The sequence below is a fragment of the Mesorhizobium sp. B1-1-1 genome (assembly GCF_006442955.1).
Taxonomy (GTDB): domain Bacteria; phylum Pseudomonadota; class Alphaproteobacteria; order Rhizobiales; family Rhizobiaceae; genus Mesorhizobium.
Window position 1 is genome coordinate 225,498 of the sequence record NZ_VFWW01000004.1, and the last position, 19,093, is coordinate 244,590.

Consider the following 19,093-nt stretch of genomic DNA (forward strand, 5'->3'; position numbering starts at 1 on the left):
GATCTAGAGCAATTCCGCGAAAAGTGCGAAGCGGTTTTGCGTCCGGACCGCGTCTCCAACCAGCACCGGCAGGCCGTCAAGTGCGGCCCGCCTCAGTTGGTTTCGAGCGGACGGCTCTGGCTGACGATCATTGCGCCGATGGCATCCGTGTTCTCAGGCGTCGACTGGAACCCCATCGCCGCTTCCTGCGGCGCGCCCTGCACCGAGGAAATGACCTTCGTGTTCAAGGTCCCGCCAAAACGAGCGGCGTCCGGTTCCTCCATCGGCTCCTGCATCGCCACCATCGTCGGCTTCTCCTGGACGCGCGCGGATTTTGCGGCCGGCGCAGCCGATGCCGTCACGTAGGTCTGCTGGGCCGCCTTGCCGGAGCGCACCGGCTCCGCCGCGGCAGTCACGTACGCCGCAGCGGTGCGATCGGATGTCTTGGCCGTCGGCTCGGCGGAAGCGACACGAGTCGCGGCTACTCCGGGCAAGGCTGCTGGCTGCTCGGCCGAGGCGACCGCGACCGTCGGCTCGTCCGGCAGCGGCTGCCAGTTGCGGCCGCGCTTCTCGTAGAACGCATTGCCGCCGGCGACCATGGTGTAATGCATATTCTTGTAGGGGAAGCGCAGGCCCGCGGTGTGGAAATACATCGTGTTCTTGAGCTTGGCCTTGCGCTCGCCCTTGAGCACGGCGTCGGCGGCTTCCTCGACATCGGGCATGGCACGCGAATTCATCGGCCTGGTCATGACGCCGGGCGCGAACTGGCCGCGCTCGCCCACCACCGCGCAGATGGTGTCACCATGTTTGCCGGAGCGCAGCCGGTTCATCACGACAGTGCCGACGGCGATCATGCCATCGCGGCTCGACCGGTTGGATTCGAAGAACATCGCCCTTTCCAGGCATTCCCTGTCCTTCGGCGTGTGGTAGCCGCGAGAGCTCAGGAAACTCGGCGTGATGGCGTCGGTCAGGCTGGACATGCCGTGTGACGCGGTCTGGCTGCAAGCGGCCAGGAACAGGGGAGACGTGACGACGCCGAGCAACAGCGGCGTCTTCCATCGCGTGGCAATCAACAGGTAACCCTCTCACTTCGATGCCCGCCCCCAGGCTGCGGCAAGAATGAGACACTTTCGGGCAAAATGATGGCTAAAACGTTATTGGTGAGATGCTGTTGCCAAACTGGCACAGTTACGTGGCAAGATCCGGACTTCAAGCCTTTGTTTTATGCACGCCCTTGTCCAGGCCGAGACCGCTTTTGGACGACATGCATTATCGCCCGGCTGAAATCGCTGCCGGCCGTCCTGGCTCAATTTCTTCGAATTTCTCCGAGAACAGCCCGCGCTTCAGGAACAATGCTCGCGCATTGCGGGCGACCGGCGCGATCTTTCCCGGCCAGTCGCTGTCGATGAACTCGGACCTGGTGAAATCGGGGTTGGCCTCTCCGGCAGCCTCCAGGAAATCCGCGATCTCCAGCACGATGGCGCGTTCTTCCTTCGAGAGCGCCGAAGTGCCCGCTTCGATCGAGGGGCGATGCACGAAATCCTCGAACAGGTTGAAATAGCCCTTGATGCCGACGAGATCGACGCCGGCATCAGAATCGGCCAGGATTTCCAGGATCTCGTAGATCCTGTTGCGGATACGCTGCTCGATCAGCCTTTCGGACGGCTCTTCGGCCATGGCCAACTAGTCTTTGGCTTTATGCATGTCGTTATCCCCAAAACCGTCGCACACTCTTGGGCGACATGCATCTAGAACGGCAGTTTCATTCCCGGCGGAATCGGCAGGCCGGCGGTCAGCGCCTGGGTCTTTTCCTGCATGATCTGCTCGACCTTGGCCTTGGCGTCATTGTGAGCGGCCAGAAGCAGGTCTTCGAGGATCTCGACCTCATCCTCCTTGAACAGAGACGGGTCGATCTTCAGCGACTTCATCTCAAACTTGCCGGTCAACGTGACAATGACCAGGCCGCCGCCGGCCTGGCCGACGGCTTCGACCGTGGCGATCTCGTCCTGCATAGCCTGGAACTTGGCTTGCATTTCCTTCGCCTTGCCCATGAGGCCGAGAAGATCTTTCATGGTCCGATCCTTTGCAGAGTCGTGGTTTCGTCAGGGTTCGTCGTCGTCCGCCGGCGGCTCGACCGGCACTTCGGCTTCGACCGCGTCGGCTTCCGGCGCGTCGGGGATGCGCACGTCGATGATCCTGGCGCCGGGAAAACGCGCCAGGATGGCGGCGACCGTCGGATCGCTCTTGGCGTCGAGCAAAGCGTTCTCGCGCCTGGTCGATTCCATTTCGGCCAGCGTCTGGCCGCCCTCTTCCTTCGACAGCGACACCAGCCAGTTGCGACCGGTCCAAGCGCGCAGCTTGGTCGTCAAATCGTTGAGCAGCATTTTGGGCGCATCGTCGGTCAGGCTGACGTCGATGCGGCCGGGCTCGATGCGCACGAGGCGGATGCAGCGCTTGACCAGCACCTTGAAGGCGATGTCGCGCTGCGCGTCGGCAAGGGCGACAATATCGGCCAGCGATTTCAGCGGTATTGGCTGCGCCTCCGGCGCCGGCTGCACAGGCGCAATGAAGGCGGCCGGAGCGGGCGCGGCTTCCACCAGCCGCATGGTCTGCGCGCCGCCCGACCCGCCGGGCATGCGCGCCTGCGCCACTGCGCTGGCGCCGTTGCCACCAGGAGCGCCGCCATTACCGGGGCTCGCCGGCGCGCCGTTCGAACGCGGCGCGGCGCCCGGCGCCGGCAGGCCGTTCTCCAGCGACCTCAATGCCTCGTCCAGCGTAGGCAGGTCGGCCGCGTGTGCCAGCCGGATCAGCACCATCTCGGCTGCACTTACCGGCCGGTTGGAGGACTGCACCTCCGGGATGCCCTTGAGCAGCATCTGCCACGTCCGCGACAGCACCTTGATCGAGAGCGTCCGCGCGAAATCTGCGCCGCGCTCGCGCTCGTCCTGCGACAGCGCCGCGTCGTCGGCGGCGGCCGGCACGAAACGCAGCCGGGTGACGAGATGGTTGAATTCGGCAAGGTCGGTCAGCACGGCGGCCGGATCGGCGCCGGTGTCGTATTGCGCGCGCAATTCCGCCAGTGCCGCGGCAACGTCACCCTTCATGACATGTTCGAACAAATCGACGACGCGGGCGCGATCGGCGAGACCCAGCATCGCGCGCACGGCTTCGGCGCTGACCGCACCACCGCCATGCGCGATGGCCTGGTCGAAAATCGATTGAGCATCGCGCATCGACCCCTCGGCCGCGCGCGCGATCATCGCCAGCGCGTCGTCTTCCGCCTCGATGCCTTCCAGGCCCGCTATCCGGGCGAGATCAGCCTTCACCACAGCCGCATCGATGCGCCTCAGGTCAAAGCGCTGGCAGCGCGACAGCACGGTGATCGGCACCTTGCGGATTTCGGTGGTGGCGAAGATGAACTTGACGTGCGGCGGCGGCTCTTCCAGCGTCTTCAACAGGCCGTTGAAGGCCTGCGTCGACAGCATGTGCACTTCGTCGATGATGTAGACCTTGTAGCGGGCCGAGACCGGCGCGTAGCGCACCCGTTCGATGATGTCCCTGATGTCGTCGATGCCGGTGTGCGAGGCGGCATCCATCTCGATGACGTCGACATGGCGGCCTTCCATGATCGCCTGGCAGTGCTCGCCGAGCACGGCAAGGTCGACGGAAGGCTGGTCGATTGTTGCCGTTTTATAATTCAGGGCCCGCGCGAGAATGCGCGCGGTCGTGGTCTTGCCGACGCCGCGCACGCCGGTCAACATCCAGGCCTGGGCGATGCGGCCGGTGGCGAAAGCGTTGGTGAGCGTGCGCACCATCGGCTCCTGGCCGACCAGTTCGGAGAAATTCGCCGGACGGTACTTGCGCGCCAGCACGCGATAGGCGCCAGCCTTGCCTATCTCCAGGCTTTTTGGTCCCGAATTTCCGGCTTCGCTCATTCGCCCGCAAAACTCCAAATGGCCGCGCCAAAAGGCGGCCGATTCCTGCGCATAGTTTCGCCCGCGCTGCAATGCGTCGTCAACGTCGCGAGAAGGGCCGATGAGGTGGGAGGCTGGAACAATGACCCGTTCCGGGCTCGTTAGGGCTGCTTCCTTCCGGACCTGACCCGGTTGGCGAGTGGATCGTCCACCACCAACCTCCCTCCGTCCATATCGGCAATTCGGCGACGAAATGCAAGGGCGCAGGCAAATCGGCTGCATCAGCCACGAGATTCGCTTGCAGCCTCGATGCAGCCGCTCTAGCGTTCATGACTCTGAGGAAAACACCAAAGCAAGGGAAACGCCGATGCTGCCGGGCCTGAAGGCCGGATTCACGCTGGATACCCGGCTGGAGGCGGACAGCGAGCAGTTGATGTGGCTTGGGCTGTGTGAACTGCGCGTGATGAACGACCGCCGCTGGCCATGGCTGCTTCTGGTGCCGCAGCGGCCGGGCGTGGAGGAAATCCACGACATGACGCCGCTCGACCAGACAATGCTGACCTTCGAGACCAATATGGTGGCTCAGGCGCTGAAGAAGGTGACCGGCTGCACCAAGATCAACACCGGCGCGCTCGGCAACATCGTGCGCCAGCTGCACATCCACGTCATCGCCCGTTCGGAAGGCGATCCCGGCTGGCCAGGCCCGGTGTGGGGGCACGGCCTGCGCGAGCCCTATCAGCGCTCCGAGCTGCGCCGGTTTGCCGAAACGATAAGGGCGGCGCTATAAGCCTTCCCGTGTCCATCCCGAACGTGTCCATCCCGAACGCCCAGAGTCCGCATGAGCTTTAGCCTGTTTGACGCGCCCTTGCGCGAGCCGAGCCAATTCGTCGGCTTCGCCGGCAACAGTATCGACCGACAATCCGAGAACCGCGCCGACGATTCGGTCGACAAAGCGCTCGCCGATCCTGGAACCAGGCTGCTTTTGATGCAGGGCGGCCGGCTCTACCTGAAGGTTCGTGACGGCAGCTTCGACCCCTGGTTCGGCGTCGCCGAAAGCCTGCCCTTCCAGACCTTGCCCGGCAGCGGCGTGCTGCTCGGATTCTCCGACCAGGGCCCGGTGCTGGCGGTGACCGCCGGCCTCGAGCCGGAACAGCTTCCGGAAACGGTCAAGGCCATCGACTACCGCTCGGTCTATATGCAAGGCCTGATCGACGAAGCGGCCGCCGGGGCGATGGCGCAGGGCGCCGCGCTGCTCGCCTGGCACGCCAGCCATCGTTTCTGCAGCAAATGCGGGACCGAGTCACAAATGCGGGCCGGCGGCTACAAGCGCCATTGCCCGAATTGCGGCACCGAGCATTTTCCACGCACCGATCCGGTGGCGATCATGCTGACGGCGACGCGCGAGAAATGCCTGCTCGGGCGCGGCCGGCATTTCGCGCCGGGCATGTACTCCGCCCTTGCCGGCTTCATCGAGCCGGGCGAAACGATCGAGGCGGCGGTGCGCCGCGAGACGCTGGAGGAGGCGGGAATCCGGCTCGGCCGCGTCGTCTACCACGCCAGCCAGCCCTGGCCATTCCCCTATTCGCTGATGATCGGCTGCTTCGGCGAGCCGCTCAATGAAGACATCCAGGCCGACCTCAACGAGCTGGAAGACTGCCGCTGGTTCTTGCGCGACGAGGTGCGCCTGATGCTGGCCAGGGAGCATCCGGGCAATCTGATCACGCCGCCGAAGGGAGCCATCGCGCATCACCTGATCCGCGCCTGGGTCGACAGCGAATAATGGAAATCAGGAGAGGGAAATGATCCGCCATACCGTCGTGTTCACGCTGAAGCATCCGCCGCACTCGCTGGAGGAAAAAAGGTTCCTGGTCGACGCCAGGAAAATCCTCTCGGCGATCAGGGGCGTCACCCATTTCGAACAATTGCGCCAGGTCAGCCCCAAGAACGACTACCAGTTCGGCTTCTCCATGGAATTCGCCGACCAGGCCGCCTATACCAGGTACAACGACCATCCCGACCACGTCGCCTTCGTGCGCGACCGCTGGATCCCCGAAGTCGAGACCTTCATGGAGATCGACTATGTGCCCCTTGGCTGGTAGCTCAATCCGCTACCTTCCACTGCTCGCGTGACTCACTCGCCGGATAGACGCCGAGGATCCGCACTTCGCGCGAGAAGAAGCGAAGCTCGTCCAGCGCCAGCTTGACCAGCGGATCGTCGGGGTGGCCCTCGATGTCGGCATAGAACAGTGTCGCCGTGAAGGCGCCGAGCTGGTAGCTCTCGAGCTTGGTCATGTTGATGCCGTTGGTGGCGAAACCGCCCATTGCCTTGTAGAGGGCGGCCGGCACGTTGCGGACCCGGAAGATGAAGGTCGTCATCATCTTGGCGTCAGGCGACGGGCGTTCGGCCCACTGCTTGTTCTTGGTCAGGACGACGAAGCGCGTGACGTTGGAATCGGTGTCCTCGACATTCTCCTCGATGATGTCTAGGCCGTAGAGCGTTGCGGCCAATGCCGGGGACAGGGCGGCCATGGTGCGGTCCTTGACCTCGGAGACCATCTTGGCCGCGCCCGCCGTGTCGCCGGCGACAACCGCCTTCCAGCCATTTTTGCGGACGTATTTGCGGCACTGGCCGAGCGCATGGATGTGGCTGTGGACGGTTTTGATCTCGTCACGCTTCACACCTGGCAGCACCATCAGCTGGAAATGGATGGGCAGGAAATATTCGCCGACGATGTGCAGCCTCGATTCCGGCAGCAGATGGTGAATGTCGGCGACGCGCCCGGCGATGGTGTTCTCGATCGGGATCATGGCGAGATCGGCCTTGCCGGTTTCGACCGCGTTGAACGCATCCTCGAAGGTCGGGCACGGCAGCGGCTGCATCGAGGGATAGACGTTACGGCAGGCGGTGTCGGAATTGGCGCCGGGCTCGCCCTGGAAGGATATTCTGTTGGTCTTTTCAGGCATGGCCAATTCTCGTTGAAGGGGTGTCGGTTCGGCGCTCAGTTTGAAAGGATCGTTCTGGCCCGTTCCAGGTCTTGCGGCGTGTCGACGCCGAGCGGCAGCGACCGCACGATCTCGGCGTCGATGCGCATGCCGGCTTCCAGCGCCCGCAACTGCTCCAGCCGCTCGCGTCGTTCCAGCGGCGACGGCTTGAGCGCCACGAAGCGCTCGAGCGCCGAGCGGCGATAGGCATAGAGGCCGATATGATGATAGAGCGCGCCCTCGCCCCAGGGCGCGGTGGCCCGGGTGAAATAAAGCGCCCTCAGCCTGGTGGCCGACAATGGCGAGCCAACGATCTTGACCACGTTGGGATTGGTCTTTTCCTCGTCGCGCTCGATCTCGACGCCGAGCGTTGCGATGTCCACCGCCTTGTCCTCGAACGGCCTGAGCGAGGCCACGATGATCGCGGGATCGATGGTCGGCAGGTCACCCTGCACATTGACGATGGTTTCGACCTTGTTTGCCGGATCCAGCACCGTCAGAGCCTCGAATATCCGGTCCGAACCCGATTCGTGGTCCGAGCGCGTCATCACCGCCTCGAAACCATGCGCGCGCACCGCTTCCGCCACGCCTTGCGTGTCGGTCGCCACCACCACACGGCCAAGCCCGGCCTCGGCGGCGCGGCGCGCGACATGGACGATCATCGGGGCGCCGGCAATGTCGGCCAGCGGCTTGCCCGGGAGCCGGGTCGAGGCCATGCGCGCGGGGATCAGGATCAAGGTGGACATCGGTTTGGCGGGCGTTCGAAACGAGGAGGGGAAAGTGGCAAAAGGTCTCACTGGAAGCGCCCTTATAGGTGTTGCAACGCCGGAGCAAAAGACCTAGTTTCCGCGCGATTTGACCGGCTCTGGAGGGCAGGTCTCGATACCGACGGACGGAGTGGACGGATCGGTCCGCCGGAAAAGGGAGCAAGGGGCGTATGGATTCCAACGAAGTCAACAAGCTGCTCGCCGGATTGCTCGGAACCGTTTTCGTGGTGTTCTCGGTCGGCATCGTGTCGGACGCGCTGTTTGCCTCGCCCGCTCCGGAAAAGCCCGGCTTCGCCATCGAGGCCGCCGAGCCCGCCGAGGGCGGTCCCGCCGCTCCGGCAGCCGCCGAAAAGCCGATCGCGGATCTTCTGGCCAACGCAAGTGCCGAACAGGGCGCTGCCATCTTCAAGAAATGCCAGGCCTGCCACTCCGGCGAGAAGGGCGGCCCCAACAAGGTCGGCCCGGATTTGTGGGATCTCATCGACCGTCCGGTCGCCGAGCATGAGGGCTTCGCCTATTCGGCCGGCATGAAGGAGTTTTCCAAGGGCGGCACAGAGAAGTGGACCTACGACAACATCAACCACTTCATCACCTCGCCGAAAAAATTCGTGAAAGGCACGGCGATGGGCTTTGCCGGCCTGCCGAAGGAAGAAGACCGCGCCAACGTCATCGCCTATCTGCGCACGCTGTCGGACAATCCCAAGCCGCTGCCCGCGCCGGGCGCTGCCGCCGATGCATCCGCCCCCGCCAAGCCCGCCGAAGGGGCCGCACCGGCCAAGCCGGCCGAAGGCGCAGCTCCCGCCAAGCCAGCGGCGCCTGCGGCTCCCGCCGCACCAGCTCCGGCCGCCCCGGCACCGGCGCCTGCTCAATAAACCGGATATAGTCTCGACGACCTTGAAAAAGCCGGGTTCAGCCCGGCTTTTTCGTTAGGAAAACCGCCTCTACGGCGACAAAGCCGCGCATGGCGGTTTTCACGCGCGGCAAATCATCTAGATTGCCTTTCTGGATGATGGCACGCATCGCGAAGAGGACAGTGGATGACGCTTGGCCGAGTGCTTCTCAAATCGTTGCTGGCGGCGGCCCTGCTGGCCGCGGGGTTGCAGGCGGCCCTGGCCGATGAGTGGCGCACCACCTCATCGCTGATCGGCGAATCCAAATATGGCGACAATTTCCAGCACTACGACTACGTGAACCCCAACGCACCCAAAGGCGGCACGCTGAATTCGGTGGTACTGGGCACTTTCGACAGCTTCAATCCCTATATCGTGCAGGGTTCACCGGCCGCCGGCCTGGTCGGGTTCGGCGGCGGCCTGCTCTACGACACGCTGATGGAGCAGGCGACCGACGAAGGCAGTGTCAGCCATCCGCTGATCGCCGACGCCTACAAATACCCGGCCGACTTTTCCTCGGCGACTTACCGGCTCGATCCCCGCGCGAAATGGCATGACGGCCAGCCGATCACCGTCGACGACGTGATCTGGTCATTCCAGGTGCTGAAGGCCAACAGCCCGATGTACAGCCGCTATTTCGAGAACGTCACGGATGCCGTGGCCGTCTCGGATCGCGAAGTCGAGTTTCATTTCAGCCAGAAGGGCAACCGCGAGCTGCCTAAAATCCTGGGTGACCTCGCCGTGCTGCCGAAACACTGGTGGGAAGGCACGGATGCCAACGGCAAGAAGCGCGACGTCACCAGGCCGACGCTGGAGCCGCCGCTCGGCTCCGCCGCCTACAAGATCGCAAGCTTCAAGCCTGGCTCGGAAATCGTCTGGCAGCGCGTGCCGGACTATTGGGGTGCCAAGCTGCCGGTGAAGGTCGGCCGCGAGAATTTCGACAGGCAGCGTTTCACCTACATCCTTGATGACAATGCCGCCTGGCAGGCCTTCACCAAGGGCGGCCTTGACGACATCAAACCGGAAAACAGTTCGAAGCGCTGGAAGACATTCTATGATTTCCCGGCGGTCAAGGCTGGCGATGTCATCAAGCAGGAATTCAAGACCACCTCGCCAGAGCCGATGCAGGCTTTCATGCTCAACCAGAGGCGCCCGCTGTTCCAGGACCGCCTGGTACGGGCCGCGCTGACCTATCCTTTCGACTTCGAGACAATGAACCGTACGCTGTTCTACGGTTTCAACACCCGCACCAGCAGCTATTTCCAGGGAACTGAACTGGCCTCCAGCGGCTTGCCGCAAGGCAAGGAGCTGGAAATTCTTGAACACTATCGCGACAAGCTGCCGCCCGAGCTGTTCACGCAGGAATTCAAGCTGCCGGTCTACGATTCACCGCAGGCCGAGCGGAAATACCTGAAGCAGGCAGTCGACCTCTTCGCCAAGGCTGGATGGGTGATCAAGGGCGGCAAGATGGTCAATGCCAAGACCGGCGAGCCGTTCAAGTTCGAGATACTCGGCTGGAACGACACCGACCAGGTCATCTCCAGCCCCTATATCGCCAATCTGCGCAAGATCGGCGTCGACGCCACGTTGCGCATCATCGACCAGACCCAGTACGTCAACCGCGTCAACAATTTCGACTACGATGTCATTATCGGGCAGCTCGGCCAGTCGGAATCGCCTGGCAATGAGCAGCGCGACTTCTGGAGTTCCAAGGCCGCCGACCGGCCGGGGTCGCGCAACTACGCCGGCATCAAGAACCCGGTCGTCGATGCCCTGGTCGATCGCATCATCTTCGCCACCGACCGCGAGGACCTGGTTGCCGCCACCCACGCGCTCGACCGCGTGCTGCTGTGGAACTACTACGTCGTGCCGCAGTACTATCGAGCCGTGGTCTGGCTGGCTTACTGGAACAAATTCGGCATTCCCGCCAAACAGCCGAGCTATATCGGCGCCGACCAGAATTCCTGGTGGATCGATCCGGAGAAGGAAAAGGCGCTGGCGGCCAAATACAAGGGCAACAATTGATGGCGGTGCTGCCCCGTCGCGATTTCCTGGGCCTGGGCAGTGCCGCCGCTGTCGCCGCCCTGTTGCCCGGAAAAGCCTTTGCCAATATTGCGACCGGCACCAGACTGCACGGCCTGTCCGCCTACGGCGACCTCAAATACAAACCGGATTTCACGCATTTCGACTACGTCAATCCGGATGCACCCAAGGGCGGCCAGATGAATTTCGCGCCGCCGAACGCCACGCTCAACCAAAGCTTCCTGACCTTCAACACGTTGAATTCCCTGGTATTGAAAGGAGATGCGCCGCCGCGCACCGAACTCTGTTTCGATTCCTTGATGGCAAGCGCGCTCGACGAGCCGGATGCGGTCTACGGCCTGCTTGCCGAGTCCGTCACCTTGTCGCAAGACCGCAACGGCTTCCGCTTCGCGCTGCGACCGCAAGCGCGTTTCCACGACGGCTCGCCGCTAACCGCCGAAGACGTCGTCTTCGCGTTGAAGCTTTACAAAGAGCAAGGGCATCCGAACCTTTCCCAGGCGTTGCGGTATATGACCGACGCGGTCGCCGAGGATCCGCTCACCCTCAACCTTACCTTCAACGGCGAACAGTCCGCGCAAAACATCCTCAGGATCGTGGCGATGCCGATCGTGTCCAAGGCCTTTTATGCGGTCAATGATTTCAATGCCTCGACGATGACGCCGCCGCTCGGCTCGGGACCATACAAAATGGGGCGAGTGGCCGCGGGACAGACAGTCGAATATGAGCGCGTGGCCGACTATTGGGGCCGCGACCTCCCGGTGAATCGCGGCCAGTATAATTTCGACCGTATCCGCATCGACTTCTATCTCGACCGGCAGGCGGCGTTCGAAGCCTTCAAGAAGGGTGACACGCATTTTCGCGAGGAGTTTACCGCGCGGGTCTGGGCGACCGGCTACGATTTTCCGGCGCTCAAGGACGGCAAGGTCGTCAAACGGGAATTTCCCGGCGAGAAGACGCCAGACATGCAGGGCGTCGCACTGAACCAGCGTCGTGCGCAATTCCGCGATGAGCGGGTGCGACGGGCGATCGCCCGGTGTTTCGATTTCGAATGGATGAAGCGGGCGTTGTTTTATGGCTCTTACGAGCGCTCTCAATCGAACTTCGAACGGTCGGATTACAAGGCCGAAGGCTTGCCCTCGCCTGAGGAATTGGTCCTGCTGGAGCCATTCCGGGCCGAGTTGCCACCGGAGGTTTTTGGCGAAGCCGTGACGCAGCCTCTGTCCGACGGGTCAGGCCATGACCGCAAGCTGCTGGGCGAGGCTTCGAGATTGCTCGCGCAAGCCGGCTGGAAGCGGGCGGGCAATTTCGTCGTCAACGACAAGGGCGAGCGGCTGCGGGTGGAAATGCTGACGGAGGATGACGGCATCGTTCGCATCTACACCCCATGGTCCGAGAATATGAAGGCGATCGGGATCGACGCTTCGATCCGGCAGGTCGATTCGGCGCAATATGAACAGCGGCAGAGCGATTTCGACTTCGATCTTACCGTGCTGCATTGGTCGATCGGGGCGACGCCGACTGACGACAGCCTGGAGATGCTCTATAATTCTCGAATGGCGAAAATCCCGGGGCAGCGCAACTACCCCGGAACAGAAAGCAAGGCCATCGACGCGTTGATCGTGGCAGCCGGCAAGGCGCAAAGCCGGTCCGAACTCGTCACCGCGCTCAGAGCGCTCGATCGGGTCTTGCGCGCGCGGCTGGACTGGATTCCAACATACTATCTGGCGAATCACCGCGTCGCCTATTGGGACATGTTCGGCTTCGTCGAGCAAAAGCCCGATTTCGGCTTTCCGGTCGAGACGCTGTGGTGGTTCGACAAGGGCAAGGCGGCAAAAATTGGCAAAGGCTGAATTTCTTGCGGGCGTAAGCACCGCCCCTCACCTGCCTGCCCGTCCTCCGCAGCAGCTGCGCCGCAGCTGCGGAGGGTGGACCGGCATCCTCTGCCCGTATAGTGACGGGGAAAGAGGCGCGTTCATCGACGGTTTCGCCAATCACATGCGTCGGGAGGGCACCATCTGATGGGCGCCTATATCCTGCGCCGCATCCTTTTGATGATTCCGACCCTGTTCGGCATCATGGCGATCTCGTTCGCCGTCATTCAGTTTGCCCCCGGCGGCCCGGTCGAGCAGGTCATCGCCAAGCTGACGAACCAGGGCGGCAGCGATCGTCTGGGCGGTGGCGGCGGCGATGCGGGCGGTGGTAATTTCGATGCCGCCGGCGACGTCGGTTCAAAATATCGCGGCGCGCAGGGGCTCGATCCGGAATTCATCAAGAAGCTGGAGAAGCAGTTCGGCTTCGACAAGCCGCCGCTCGAGCGCTTCGGCCTGATGCTGTGGAATTATATCCGGTTCGATTTCGGCGACAGTTATTTCCGCGACATTTCGGTGCTCAACCTGATCCTGGAAAAAATGCCGGTGTCGATCTCGATCGGGCTGTGGATCACGCTCCTGTCCTACCTGATCTCGATCCCGCTCGGCATCCGCAAGGCGGTGAAGGACGGCAGCCCCTTCGACATCTGGACCAGCGGCGTCGTCATCGTCGGCTATGCCATTCCGGGTTTCCTGTTCGGCATCATGCTGATGGTGCTGTTTGCCGGTGGTTCGTTCTGGGACTGGTTCCCGCTGCGCGGCATCGTCTCGGACAATTGGGACCAGTTGTCATGGCCGGCCAAGATCGGGGACTATCTCTGGCACATGACCTTGCCGCTGACGGCGCTGGTGCTGTCGGCCTTCGCCACGACGACGCTGCTGACCAAGAATTCCTTCCTGGAGGAAATCCGCAAGCAGTATGTGGTGACCGCCCGCGCCAAGGGCCTCTCGGAACGGCAGGTGCTCTATGGCCATGTCTTCCGCAACGCCATGCTGATTGTCATCGCCGGTTTTCCCGGCGCCTTCATCTCGGCCTTCTTCACGGGTTCGCTGCTGATCGAAAACATCTTCTCGCTCGATGGGCTCGGCCTGCTCGGCTTCCGGTCGGTGGTCGAACGCGACTATCCCGTGGTGTTCGCCAACCTCTACATCTTCTCGCTTCTCGGCCTGTTCGTCGGATTGCTGTCCGACCTCATCTACACCTGGGTCGATCCGCGCATCGATTTCGAGCGGAGAGACGTTTGATGTCGGAGGCAAGTGTTACCGCCGGGGTCGTGCCGGAGCGGATGCCGCGGCCATTTCTGTCGCCGCTCAACAAGCGCCGCCTGGAGAACTTCAAGGCCAACCGGCGCGGCTACTGGTCGCTGTGGATCTTCCTTGTCCTGTTCGTGCTGTCGCTGTTCGCCGAATTCATCGCCAACGACAAGCCGATCATCGCCTCCTACAAGGGCGAGATCCTGTTTCCGGTGCTGGTCGCCTATCCCGAAGAGAAGTTCGGCGGCTTCTATGCCGTCACCGACTATCGCGACCCGGTGATCCAGGACGAGATCAACGCCAATGGCTGGATGATCTGGCCGCCGATCCGCTATTCATACCAGACCGTCAACAACGCCATTCCCGAAGCAGCCCCGGCCAAGCCGTCCTGGCAGTATGACGCCAAGACGCGCTGCAACCAGTACCCGCAAGGGGCTGATGATCCGGCCTGCACCATCGGCAACTGGAACTGGCTGGGCACCGACGACCAGGCGCGCGATGTGCTGGCGCGGGTCATCTACGGTTTCCGTATCTCGGTGCTGTTCGGACTGATCCTGACCGCCGGCTCGGCTCTGATCGGCGTCGCGGCCGGCGCCCTACAGGGCTATTTCGGCGGCTGGACGGACCTGCTGTTCCAGCGCTTCATCGAGATATGGTCGGCGATTCCCGTGCTCTATCTCCTGCTCATCGTCGCCGCCATACTGCCGCCGGGCTTCTTCATCCTGCTCGGGCTGATGCTGCTGTTTTCCTGGGTGGCGTTGGTCGGCGTGGTGCGGGCCGAATTCCTGCGCGCGCGCAATTTCGAGTACGTCAACGCGGCGCGCGCGCTCGGCGTGCGCAACCGCACCATCATGTTCCGGCACCTGTTGCCCAACGCCATGGTGGCGACACTGACCTTCCTGCCGTTCCTGCTCTCAGGCTCGATCTCGACGCTGACCTCGCTAGACTATCTCGGTTTCGGCCTGCCGCCGGGCTCGGCCTCGCTCGGCGAATTGCTCAAGCAGGCGCAGCGCAATCTCAACGCGCCATGGCTCGGCATTTCCGGTTTCGTGGTCATCTCGCTGATGCTGTCGCTGCTGGTCTTCGTCGGCGAGGCGACACGCGACGCCTTCGATCCGCGCAAGACGTTCCGATGAGCGACGCCCCCTTGCTCTCGGTCCAGGACCTCAGCGTCGCCTTTGCGCAAGGCGGACAGCAGTCGCTGGCCGTCGATCACATCTCCTTCGACATCGCCAAGGGCGAGACGGTGGCGCTGGTCGGCGAATCCGGCTCCGGCAAATCGGTCTCGGCGCTGTCGGTGCTGAAGCTCTTGCCCTATCCCAGCGCAAGCCACCCCTCGGGCAGGATCCTGTTCCAGGGCGCCGACCTGCTCGCCATGAACGAGAAGCAACTGCGGCAGGTGCGCGGCAATAAGATCACCATGATCTTCCAGGAGCCGATGACCTCGCTCAATCCGCTGCACACGATCGAGCAGCAGATCGTCGAGGTCCTGAAGCTGCACCAGGGCATGGCCGACCGCGCGGCCAAGGCGCGCACGCTGGCCCTGCTCAACGAGGTCGGCATCCGCGAGCCGCAGAAGCGCCTCGACGCCTATCCGCACCAGCTGTCCGGCGGCCAGCGCCAGCGCGTCATGATCGCCATGGCGCTGGCCAACGAGCCGGAACTCCTGATCGCCGACGAGCCGACGACGGCGCTCGACGTCACCGTGCAGGCGCAGATCCTCGAGCTGCTGGCCGGCTTGAAAAGCCGCAAGGGCATGTCGATGCTGTTCATCACCCATGATCTCGGCATCGTGCGCAAGATCGCCGACCGGGTGTGCGTGATGACCAAGGGCAAGATCGTCGAGATGGGGCCTGCCAAGGACATCTTCGCCAATCCGCAGCACGCCTATACGCGCCATCTTCTGGCGGCCGAGCCCAAGGGCAAGCCACCCGCGGCCAACAGCGCCGCGGCACCCGTGATGACCGGCAAGGACATCCAAGTCTGGTTTCCGATCAAGCAGGGCTTCTTCCGGCGCACCGTCGACCATGTGAAGGCGGTCGACGGCATCGATGTCACCGTGCGGGCCGGCCAGACGCTGGGCGTGGTTGGAGAGTCCGGGTCGGGCAAGACCACGCTCGGCCTGGCGCTGGCGCGGATGATCTCGTCGAGCGGAACCATCCAGTTCAACGGGCGCGACATCAACCAGCTCTCGTTCAACGCCATGCGCCCGCTCAGGCGCGAATTGCAGATCGTCTTCCAGGATCCTTTCGGCTCGCTCAGTCCCCGCATGTCCATCGCCGAGATCATCGAAGAAGGCTTGAAGATCCACGAGCCGAAGCTGTCGCTCGACGAGCGCGACGACAAGGTGGTCGACGTGCTGAAGGAAGTCGGGCTCGATCCGGCGACGCGCAACCGCTATCCGCACGAATTCTCCGGCGGCCAGCGCCAGCGCGTCGCCATTGCTCGCGCCATGGTGCTCAACCCGCGTTTCGTCATGCTGGACGAGCCGACCTCGGCGCTCGACATGAGCGTGCAGGCGCAGGTGGTCGACCTCCTGCGCAGCCTGCAGGCCAAGCATGACCTCGCCTATCTCTTCATCAGCCACGACCTCAAGGTCATCCGGGCCCTGGCCAACGATGTCATCGTCATGCGCAATGGCCAGATCGTCGAAGCCGGTCCTTCCGAACAGATTTTTGAAAAGCCGCAAACCGACTATACTCGGGCGCTGATCTCGGCCGCCTTCAAGATAGAAACCGCCCCGACGGGGGTCGTCAGCGAGTGACTCCTTCCTTCGCAATTCCGGTCGGAAAGCCGCCTTGCGCCTTTCCCGCAATTGCTCCAAACCGAACAACAGGACAAAATCCATAAATGGAAAAAGGCAAAATCCTGCTTGCCGTCACCGGCTTTCACCCGCAGCGCTGGCGCGAACTGCTGTCCGCAGAGCGCGAGGTGGTGCTCGAGCCGGACGGCGCCAGCGATCCTTCGATCACCTATGCGGTGGTGTGGAAACAGCGGCCGAACCTGTTGGGGTCGCTGCCCAATCTGCGCGCCATCTTCTCGATCGGCGCCGGTGTCGACCACATCTTCTCCGATCCCAGCCTGCCGGACGTGCCGATCGTCAAGGTCGTCGCCGGCAACCTGGCCCAGCACATGACCGAATATGTCGTCTGGCGGGTGCTCGATCATCACCGCCAGGGCCTGCTGTACCGGTCGCAGCAGCCGAAGAAGATATGGCGCGAGCCGGCGCAGCGCACCGCTGAAGATATCTCTGTCGGCATCATGGGGCTCGGCAGTCTCGGCCGCGCGGCGGCGTCGGCGCTGTTGTCGCTCGGCTTCGCGGTCAATGGCTGGTCGCGCACCGACCGGCCGATGGAAGGTGTCGCGACCTATTGCGGCGAGGCCGGGCTGATCCCGTTCCTCAATGCCACAGACATACTGGTCGTGCTGCTGCCGCTGACGCCGGATACCAAGGGTATCATCAATTACGGCGTGCTGAAGGAATTGCGCAAGCGCAACGGTCTTGGTGGCTCGGTGCTGATCAATGCCGGTCGCGGCCGCCTGCAGAAGGATGCCGACATCGTGCGCGCGCTGGACGACGGCACGCTGAAGGAAGCGAGCCTCGACGTGTTCGAGGTCGAACCGCTGCCGAAGACCAGCCCGCTATGGGCCCATCCGAAAGTATTCGTGACGCCGCATGCCGCGGCCACGTCCGATCCCGTCCACCTGGCGCCGATCATGCTGCGCCAGATGGACGCCTTCGAGCGGGGCGAAAAGCTGGAGAACCTGGTGGACCGCAAAGCGGGATATTAGGCCGCTGGCATGTGGTCATCGGGATCGCCTTAGGCGACATGCGTCAGCCGGGCAGAGCGAACTTCTTCTGCTTGTCCGGCTTTCCGCAATCGCGGCGCTCGATAGACCGGTTCATGGCGTCGATCTCGCCGCTTGCCTTGTCGGCATCGCGCTTGGTCTTGGAGCGGATATCCGGAATGAACGGGCCGAAGCCCATCGCCGGGTTGGAGAATGTCGGCTTGGCCTGCTGGGACAGATTGTATTGCCGAGCCAGGGCGTTGCGTTGCGCCAGCAACTGGCCGCAAGGCACGCTGTCATACTGCAGTGAAGACTGGACGTTTTCGTCCTGGCGCTCGGACATGGAGTTGCCGACACAGCCCGCCATAACGAGGCAAGAGGCCAAGGCCATCATGTTCCAGCGCATGGAAAATCCCTCCGTACGACACTGCCCCGACATAATCCGGCATGCGATTGGGGCTTTTTCGCAGCAGAGGCACCCCACAGGCCTCAGACCGCGTCGCCTGACTGCTGCCCGGCGCTTGGCTGTAGGCCGAGTCAGCAGTCTCTTGCAACAGGCTTCCCGCGCCCGAATTAGCCACTATCTTGGAACAATGCGCGCCAGCGACCTGCTCCATCCCCGGCCCGAGGGCCTTTACTGCCCGCCGGGCGACTTCTTCATCGACCCGGTGCGGCCGGTCAACCGGGCGCTGATCACGCACGGCCATTCCGACCACGCACGCTCCGGCCACGGGTCGGTGCTGGCGACGCAGCAGACGCTGGACATCATGGAGCTTCGCTATGGCGAGGGTTTTGCAGGCACGACACAGACGGCAGGACTGGGCGAGCGAATTGCCCTCAACGGCGTCGACATCAGCTTTCATCCGGCCGGCCATGTGCTGGGCTCGGCGCAGATCGCGGTCGTGCATCAAGGCATGCGCATCGTCGCCTCCGGCGACTACAAGCGGCAGCAGGACGCGACATGCCTGCCGTTCGAGCCAATCGCGTGCGATGTGTTCATCACCGAGGCAACCTTCGGCCTGCCGGTGTTTCGCCACCCGCCGGACGAGGAGGAGATCGCGCGGCTCCTGAAATCGGCGGCGCAGTTCCCCGAACGCTCGCATCTCATCGGAGCCTACGCGCTGGGCAAGGCGCAACGGGTGATGCGTCTGTTGCGCGACGCCGGCTACGACAGGCCGATCTATATCCACGGCGCGCTGGCCAAGCTCAGCGACTACTACCAGAGCCAGGGCATCGATCTCGGTACGCTGGAGCCGGCGACAGTGGAGAGCGCCAGCAAGGATGATTTCACCGGCGCCATCGTCGTCGGTCCGCCGGCCGCCTTCGCCGATCGCTGGGCGAGGCGCTTTCCCGATCCGATCTCCTGCTTCGCCTCGGGCTGGATGCGCATCCGCCAGCGCGCCAAGCAGGGCGGCGTCGAGCTGCCGCTGATCATTTCGGATCATGCCGACTGGGACGAACTGACCGCCACGATCAAGGAGACCGGCGCAGAGGAAATCTGGGTGACACACGGCCGCGAGGAGGCGCTGGTGCGCTGGTGCGAACTCGAAGGCATCGCGGCGCGGCCACTGCATCTGGTGGGGTATGAGGACGAGGGCGATTGATGG

The 19,093-nt window shown here is 63.2% G+C and carries 18 protein-coding genes and 1 other RNA gene; 11 read left to right on the plus strand and 8 right to left on the minus strand.

The window, feature by feature from the left end; all coding sequences use genetic code 11:
• Positions 1 to 92: 92 nt before the first annotated feature.
• From FJ986_RS09380 to ffs, 5 genes are all read right to left on the minus strand, one after another.
• Positions 93 to 1,052, minus strand: a complete 960-nt coding sequence (locus FJ986_RS09380; RefSeq protein ID WP_140496861.1) for a cell wall hydrolase — start codon at positions 1,050 to 1,052, stop codon at positions 93 to 95.
• A 196-nt stretch (positions 1,053 to 1,248) separates the two neighbouring features.
• A complete protein-coding gene (locus FJ986_RS09385) occupies positions 1,249 to 1,656 on the minus strand; it encodes a hypothetical protein (protein ID WP_140496863.1) in 408 nt (135 codons plus the stop codon).
• A gap of 71 nt (positions 1,657 to 1,727) precedes the next feature.
• A complete protein-coding gene (locus FJ986_RS09390; RefSeq protein ID WP_140674080.1) occupies positions 1,728 to 2,051 on the minus strand; it encodes a YbaB/EbfC family nucleoid-associated protein in 324 nt (107 codons plus the stop codon).
• A gap of 30 nt (positions 2,052 to 2,081) precedes the next feature.
• A complete protein-coding gene (locus FJ986_RS09395) occupies positions 2,082 to 3,914 on the minus strand; it encodes a DNA polymerase III subunit gamma/tau (RefSeq protein WP_140559691.1) in 1,833 nt (610 codons plus the stop codon).
• Between the two features lie 105 nt (positions 3,915 to 4,019).
• Positions 4,020 to 4,116: signal recognition particle sRNA small type (gene ffs, locus FJ986_RS09400), an RNA gene on the minus strand.
• Positions 4,117 to 4,260: 144 nt separating this feature from the next.
• Here ffs and FJ986_RS09405 point away from each other — a divergent pair.
• Genes FJ986_RS09405 through FJ986_RS09415 form a run of 3 tightly spaced genes read left to right on the plus strand, consistent with a single transcriptional unit; the run spans position 4,261 to position 5,992 of the window.
• Entirely contained in the window at positions 4,261 to 4,680 is a 420-nt protein-coding gene (locus FJ986_RS09405; RefSeq protein WP_140556749.1) for an HIT family protein, read from the plus strand.
• A gap of 51 nt (positions 4,681 to 4,731) precedes the next feature.
• Complete coding sequence (gene nudC, locus FJ986_RS09410; RefSeq protein WP_140496871.1) at positions 4,732 to 5,673, plus strand: NAD(+) diphosphatase; 942 nt, start codon at positions 4,732 to 4,734, stop codon at positions 5,671 to 5,673.
• Positions 5,674 to 5,692: 19 nt separating this feature from the next.
• The gene (locus FJ986_RS09415) at positions 5,693 to 5,992 is read left to right on the plus strand and encodes a Dabb family protein (RefSeq protein ID WP_140496873.1); all 300 of its coding nucleotides are present in this window, start codon (positions 5,693 to 5,695) and stop codon (positions 5,990 to 5,992) included.
• Position 5,993: 1 nt separating this feature from the next.
• On the opposite strand, the gene FJ986_RS09420 is transcribed toward FJ986_RS09415, so the two are convergent.
• Positions 5,994 to 6,857 (minus strand): prephenate dehydratase, encoded by an 864-nt coding sequence (locus tag FJ986_RS09420; RefSeq protein WP_140629826.1) that lies wholly within the window; start codon positions 6,855 to 6,857, stop codon positions 5,994 to 5,996.
• Positions 6,858 to 6,892: 35 nt separating this feature from the next.
• Complete coding sequence (locus tag FJ986_RS09425) at positions 6,893 to 7,621, minus strand: 3-deoxy-manno-octulosonate cytidylyltransferase (RefSeq protein ID WP_140496878.1); 729 nt, start codon at positions 7,619 to 7,621, stop codon at positions 6,893 to 6,895.
• Positions 7,622 to 7,812: 191 nt separating this feature from the next.
• On the opposite strand from FJ986_RS09425, the gene FJ986_RS09430 reads away from it, so the two are divergent.
• From FJ986_RS09430 to FJ986_RS09460, 7 genes are all read left to right on the plus strand, one after another.
• Complete coding sequence (locus tag FJ986_RS09430) at positions 7,813 to 8,514, plus strand: cytochrome c family protein (protein WP_140496880.1); 702 nt, start codon at positions 7,813 to 7,815, stop codon at positions 8,512 to 8,514.
• 165 nt (positions 8,515 to 8,679) lie between these two features.
• Positions 8,680 to 10,557 (plus strand): extracellular solute-binding protein, encoded by a 1,878-nt coding sequence (locus FJ986_RS09435; RefSeq protein WP_140674082.1) that lies wholly within the window; start codon positions 8,680 to 8,682, stop codon positions 10,555 to 10,557.
• Positions 10,557 to 12,425 carry an extracellular solute-binding protein gene (locus tag FJ986_RS09440; protein WP_140674084.1) on the plus strand — a complete coding sequence of 623 codons (1,869 nt, stop codon included), beginning with the start codon at positions 10,557 to 10,559 and terminating at the stop codon, positions 12,423 to 12,425. The genes FJ986_RS09435 and FJ986_RS09440 overlap by 1 nt, the downstream gene beginning before the upstream one ends.
• A 168-nt stretch (positions 12,426 to 12,593) precedes the next feature.
• On the plus strand, positions 12,594 to 13,688 hold the full coding sequence (locus FJ986_RS09445; protein ID WP_140496886.1) for a microcin C ABC transporter permease YejB: 1,095 nt from the start codon (positions 12,594 to 12,596) through the stop codon (positions 13,686 to 13,688).
• Entirely contained in the window at positions 13,688 to 14,833 is a 1,146-nt protein-coding gene (locus FJ986_RS09450) for an ABC transporter permease (protein WP_140674086.1), read from the plus strand. The genes FJ986_RS09445 and FJ986_RS09450 overlap by 1 nt, the downstream gene beginning before the upstream one ends.
• The gene (locus FJ986_RS09455) at positions 14,830 to 16,461 is read left to right on the plus strand and encodes an ABC transporter ATP-binding protein (RefSeq protein WP_140674088.1); all 1,632 of its coding nucleotides are present in this window, start codon (positions 14,830 to 14,832) and stop codon (positions 16,459 to 16,461) included. Before FJ986_RS09450 ends, FJ986_RS09455 begins: the two co-directional genes overlap by 4 nt.
• Before the next feature lie 86 nt (positions 16,462 to 16,547).
• Entirely contained in the window at positions 16,548 to 17,489 is a 942-nt protein-coding gene (locus FJ986_RS09460; RefSeq protein ID WP_140496893.1) for a glyoxylate/hydroxypyruvate reductase A, read from the plus strand.
• Positions 17,490 to 17,532: 43 nt separating this feature from the next.
• Here the strand turns inward: FJ986_RS09460 and FJ986_RS09465 are convergent, their stop codons facing one another.
• Positions 17,533 to 17,892 (minus strand): hypothetical protein, encoded by a 360-nt coding sequence (locus FJ986_RS09465; protein ID WP_140513098.1) that lies wholly within the window; start codon positions 17,890 to 17,892, stop codon positions 17,533 to 17,535.
• Between the two features lie 187 nt (positions 17,893 to 18,079).
• Between FJ986_RS09465 and FJ986_RS09470 the strand changes: the two genes are divergently transcribed.
• Positions 18,080 to 19,090, plus strand: coding sequence for a ligase-associated DNA damage response exonuclease (locus FJ986_RS09470; RefSeq protein ID WP_140523790.1), 1,011 nt, complete (start codon positions 18,080 to 18,082; stop codon positions 19,088 to 19,090).
• Positions 19,091 to 19,093 lie beyond the last annotated feature (3 nt).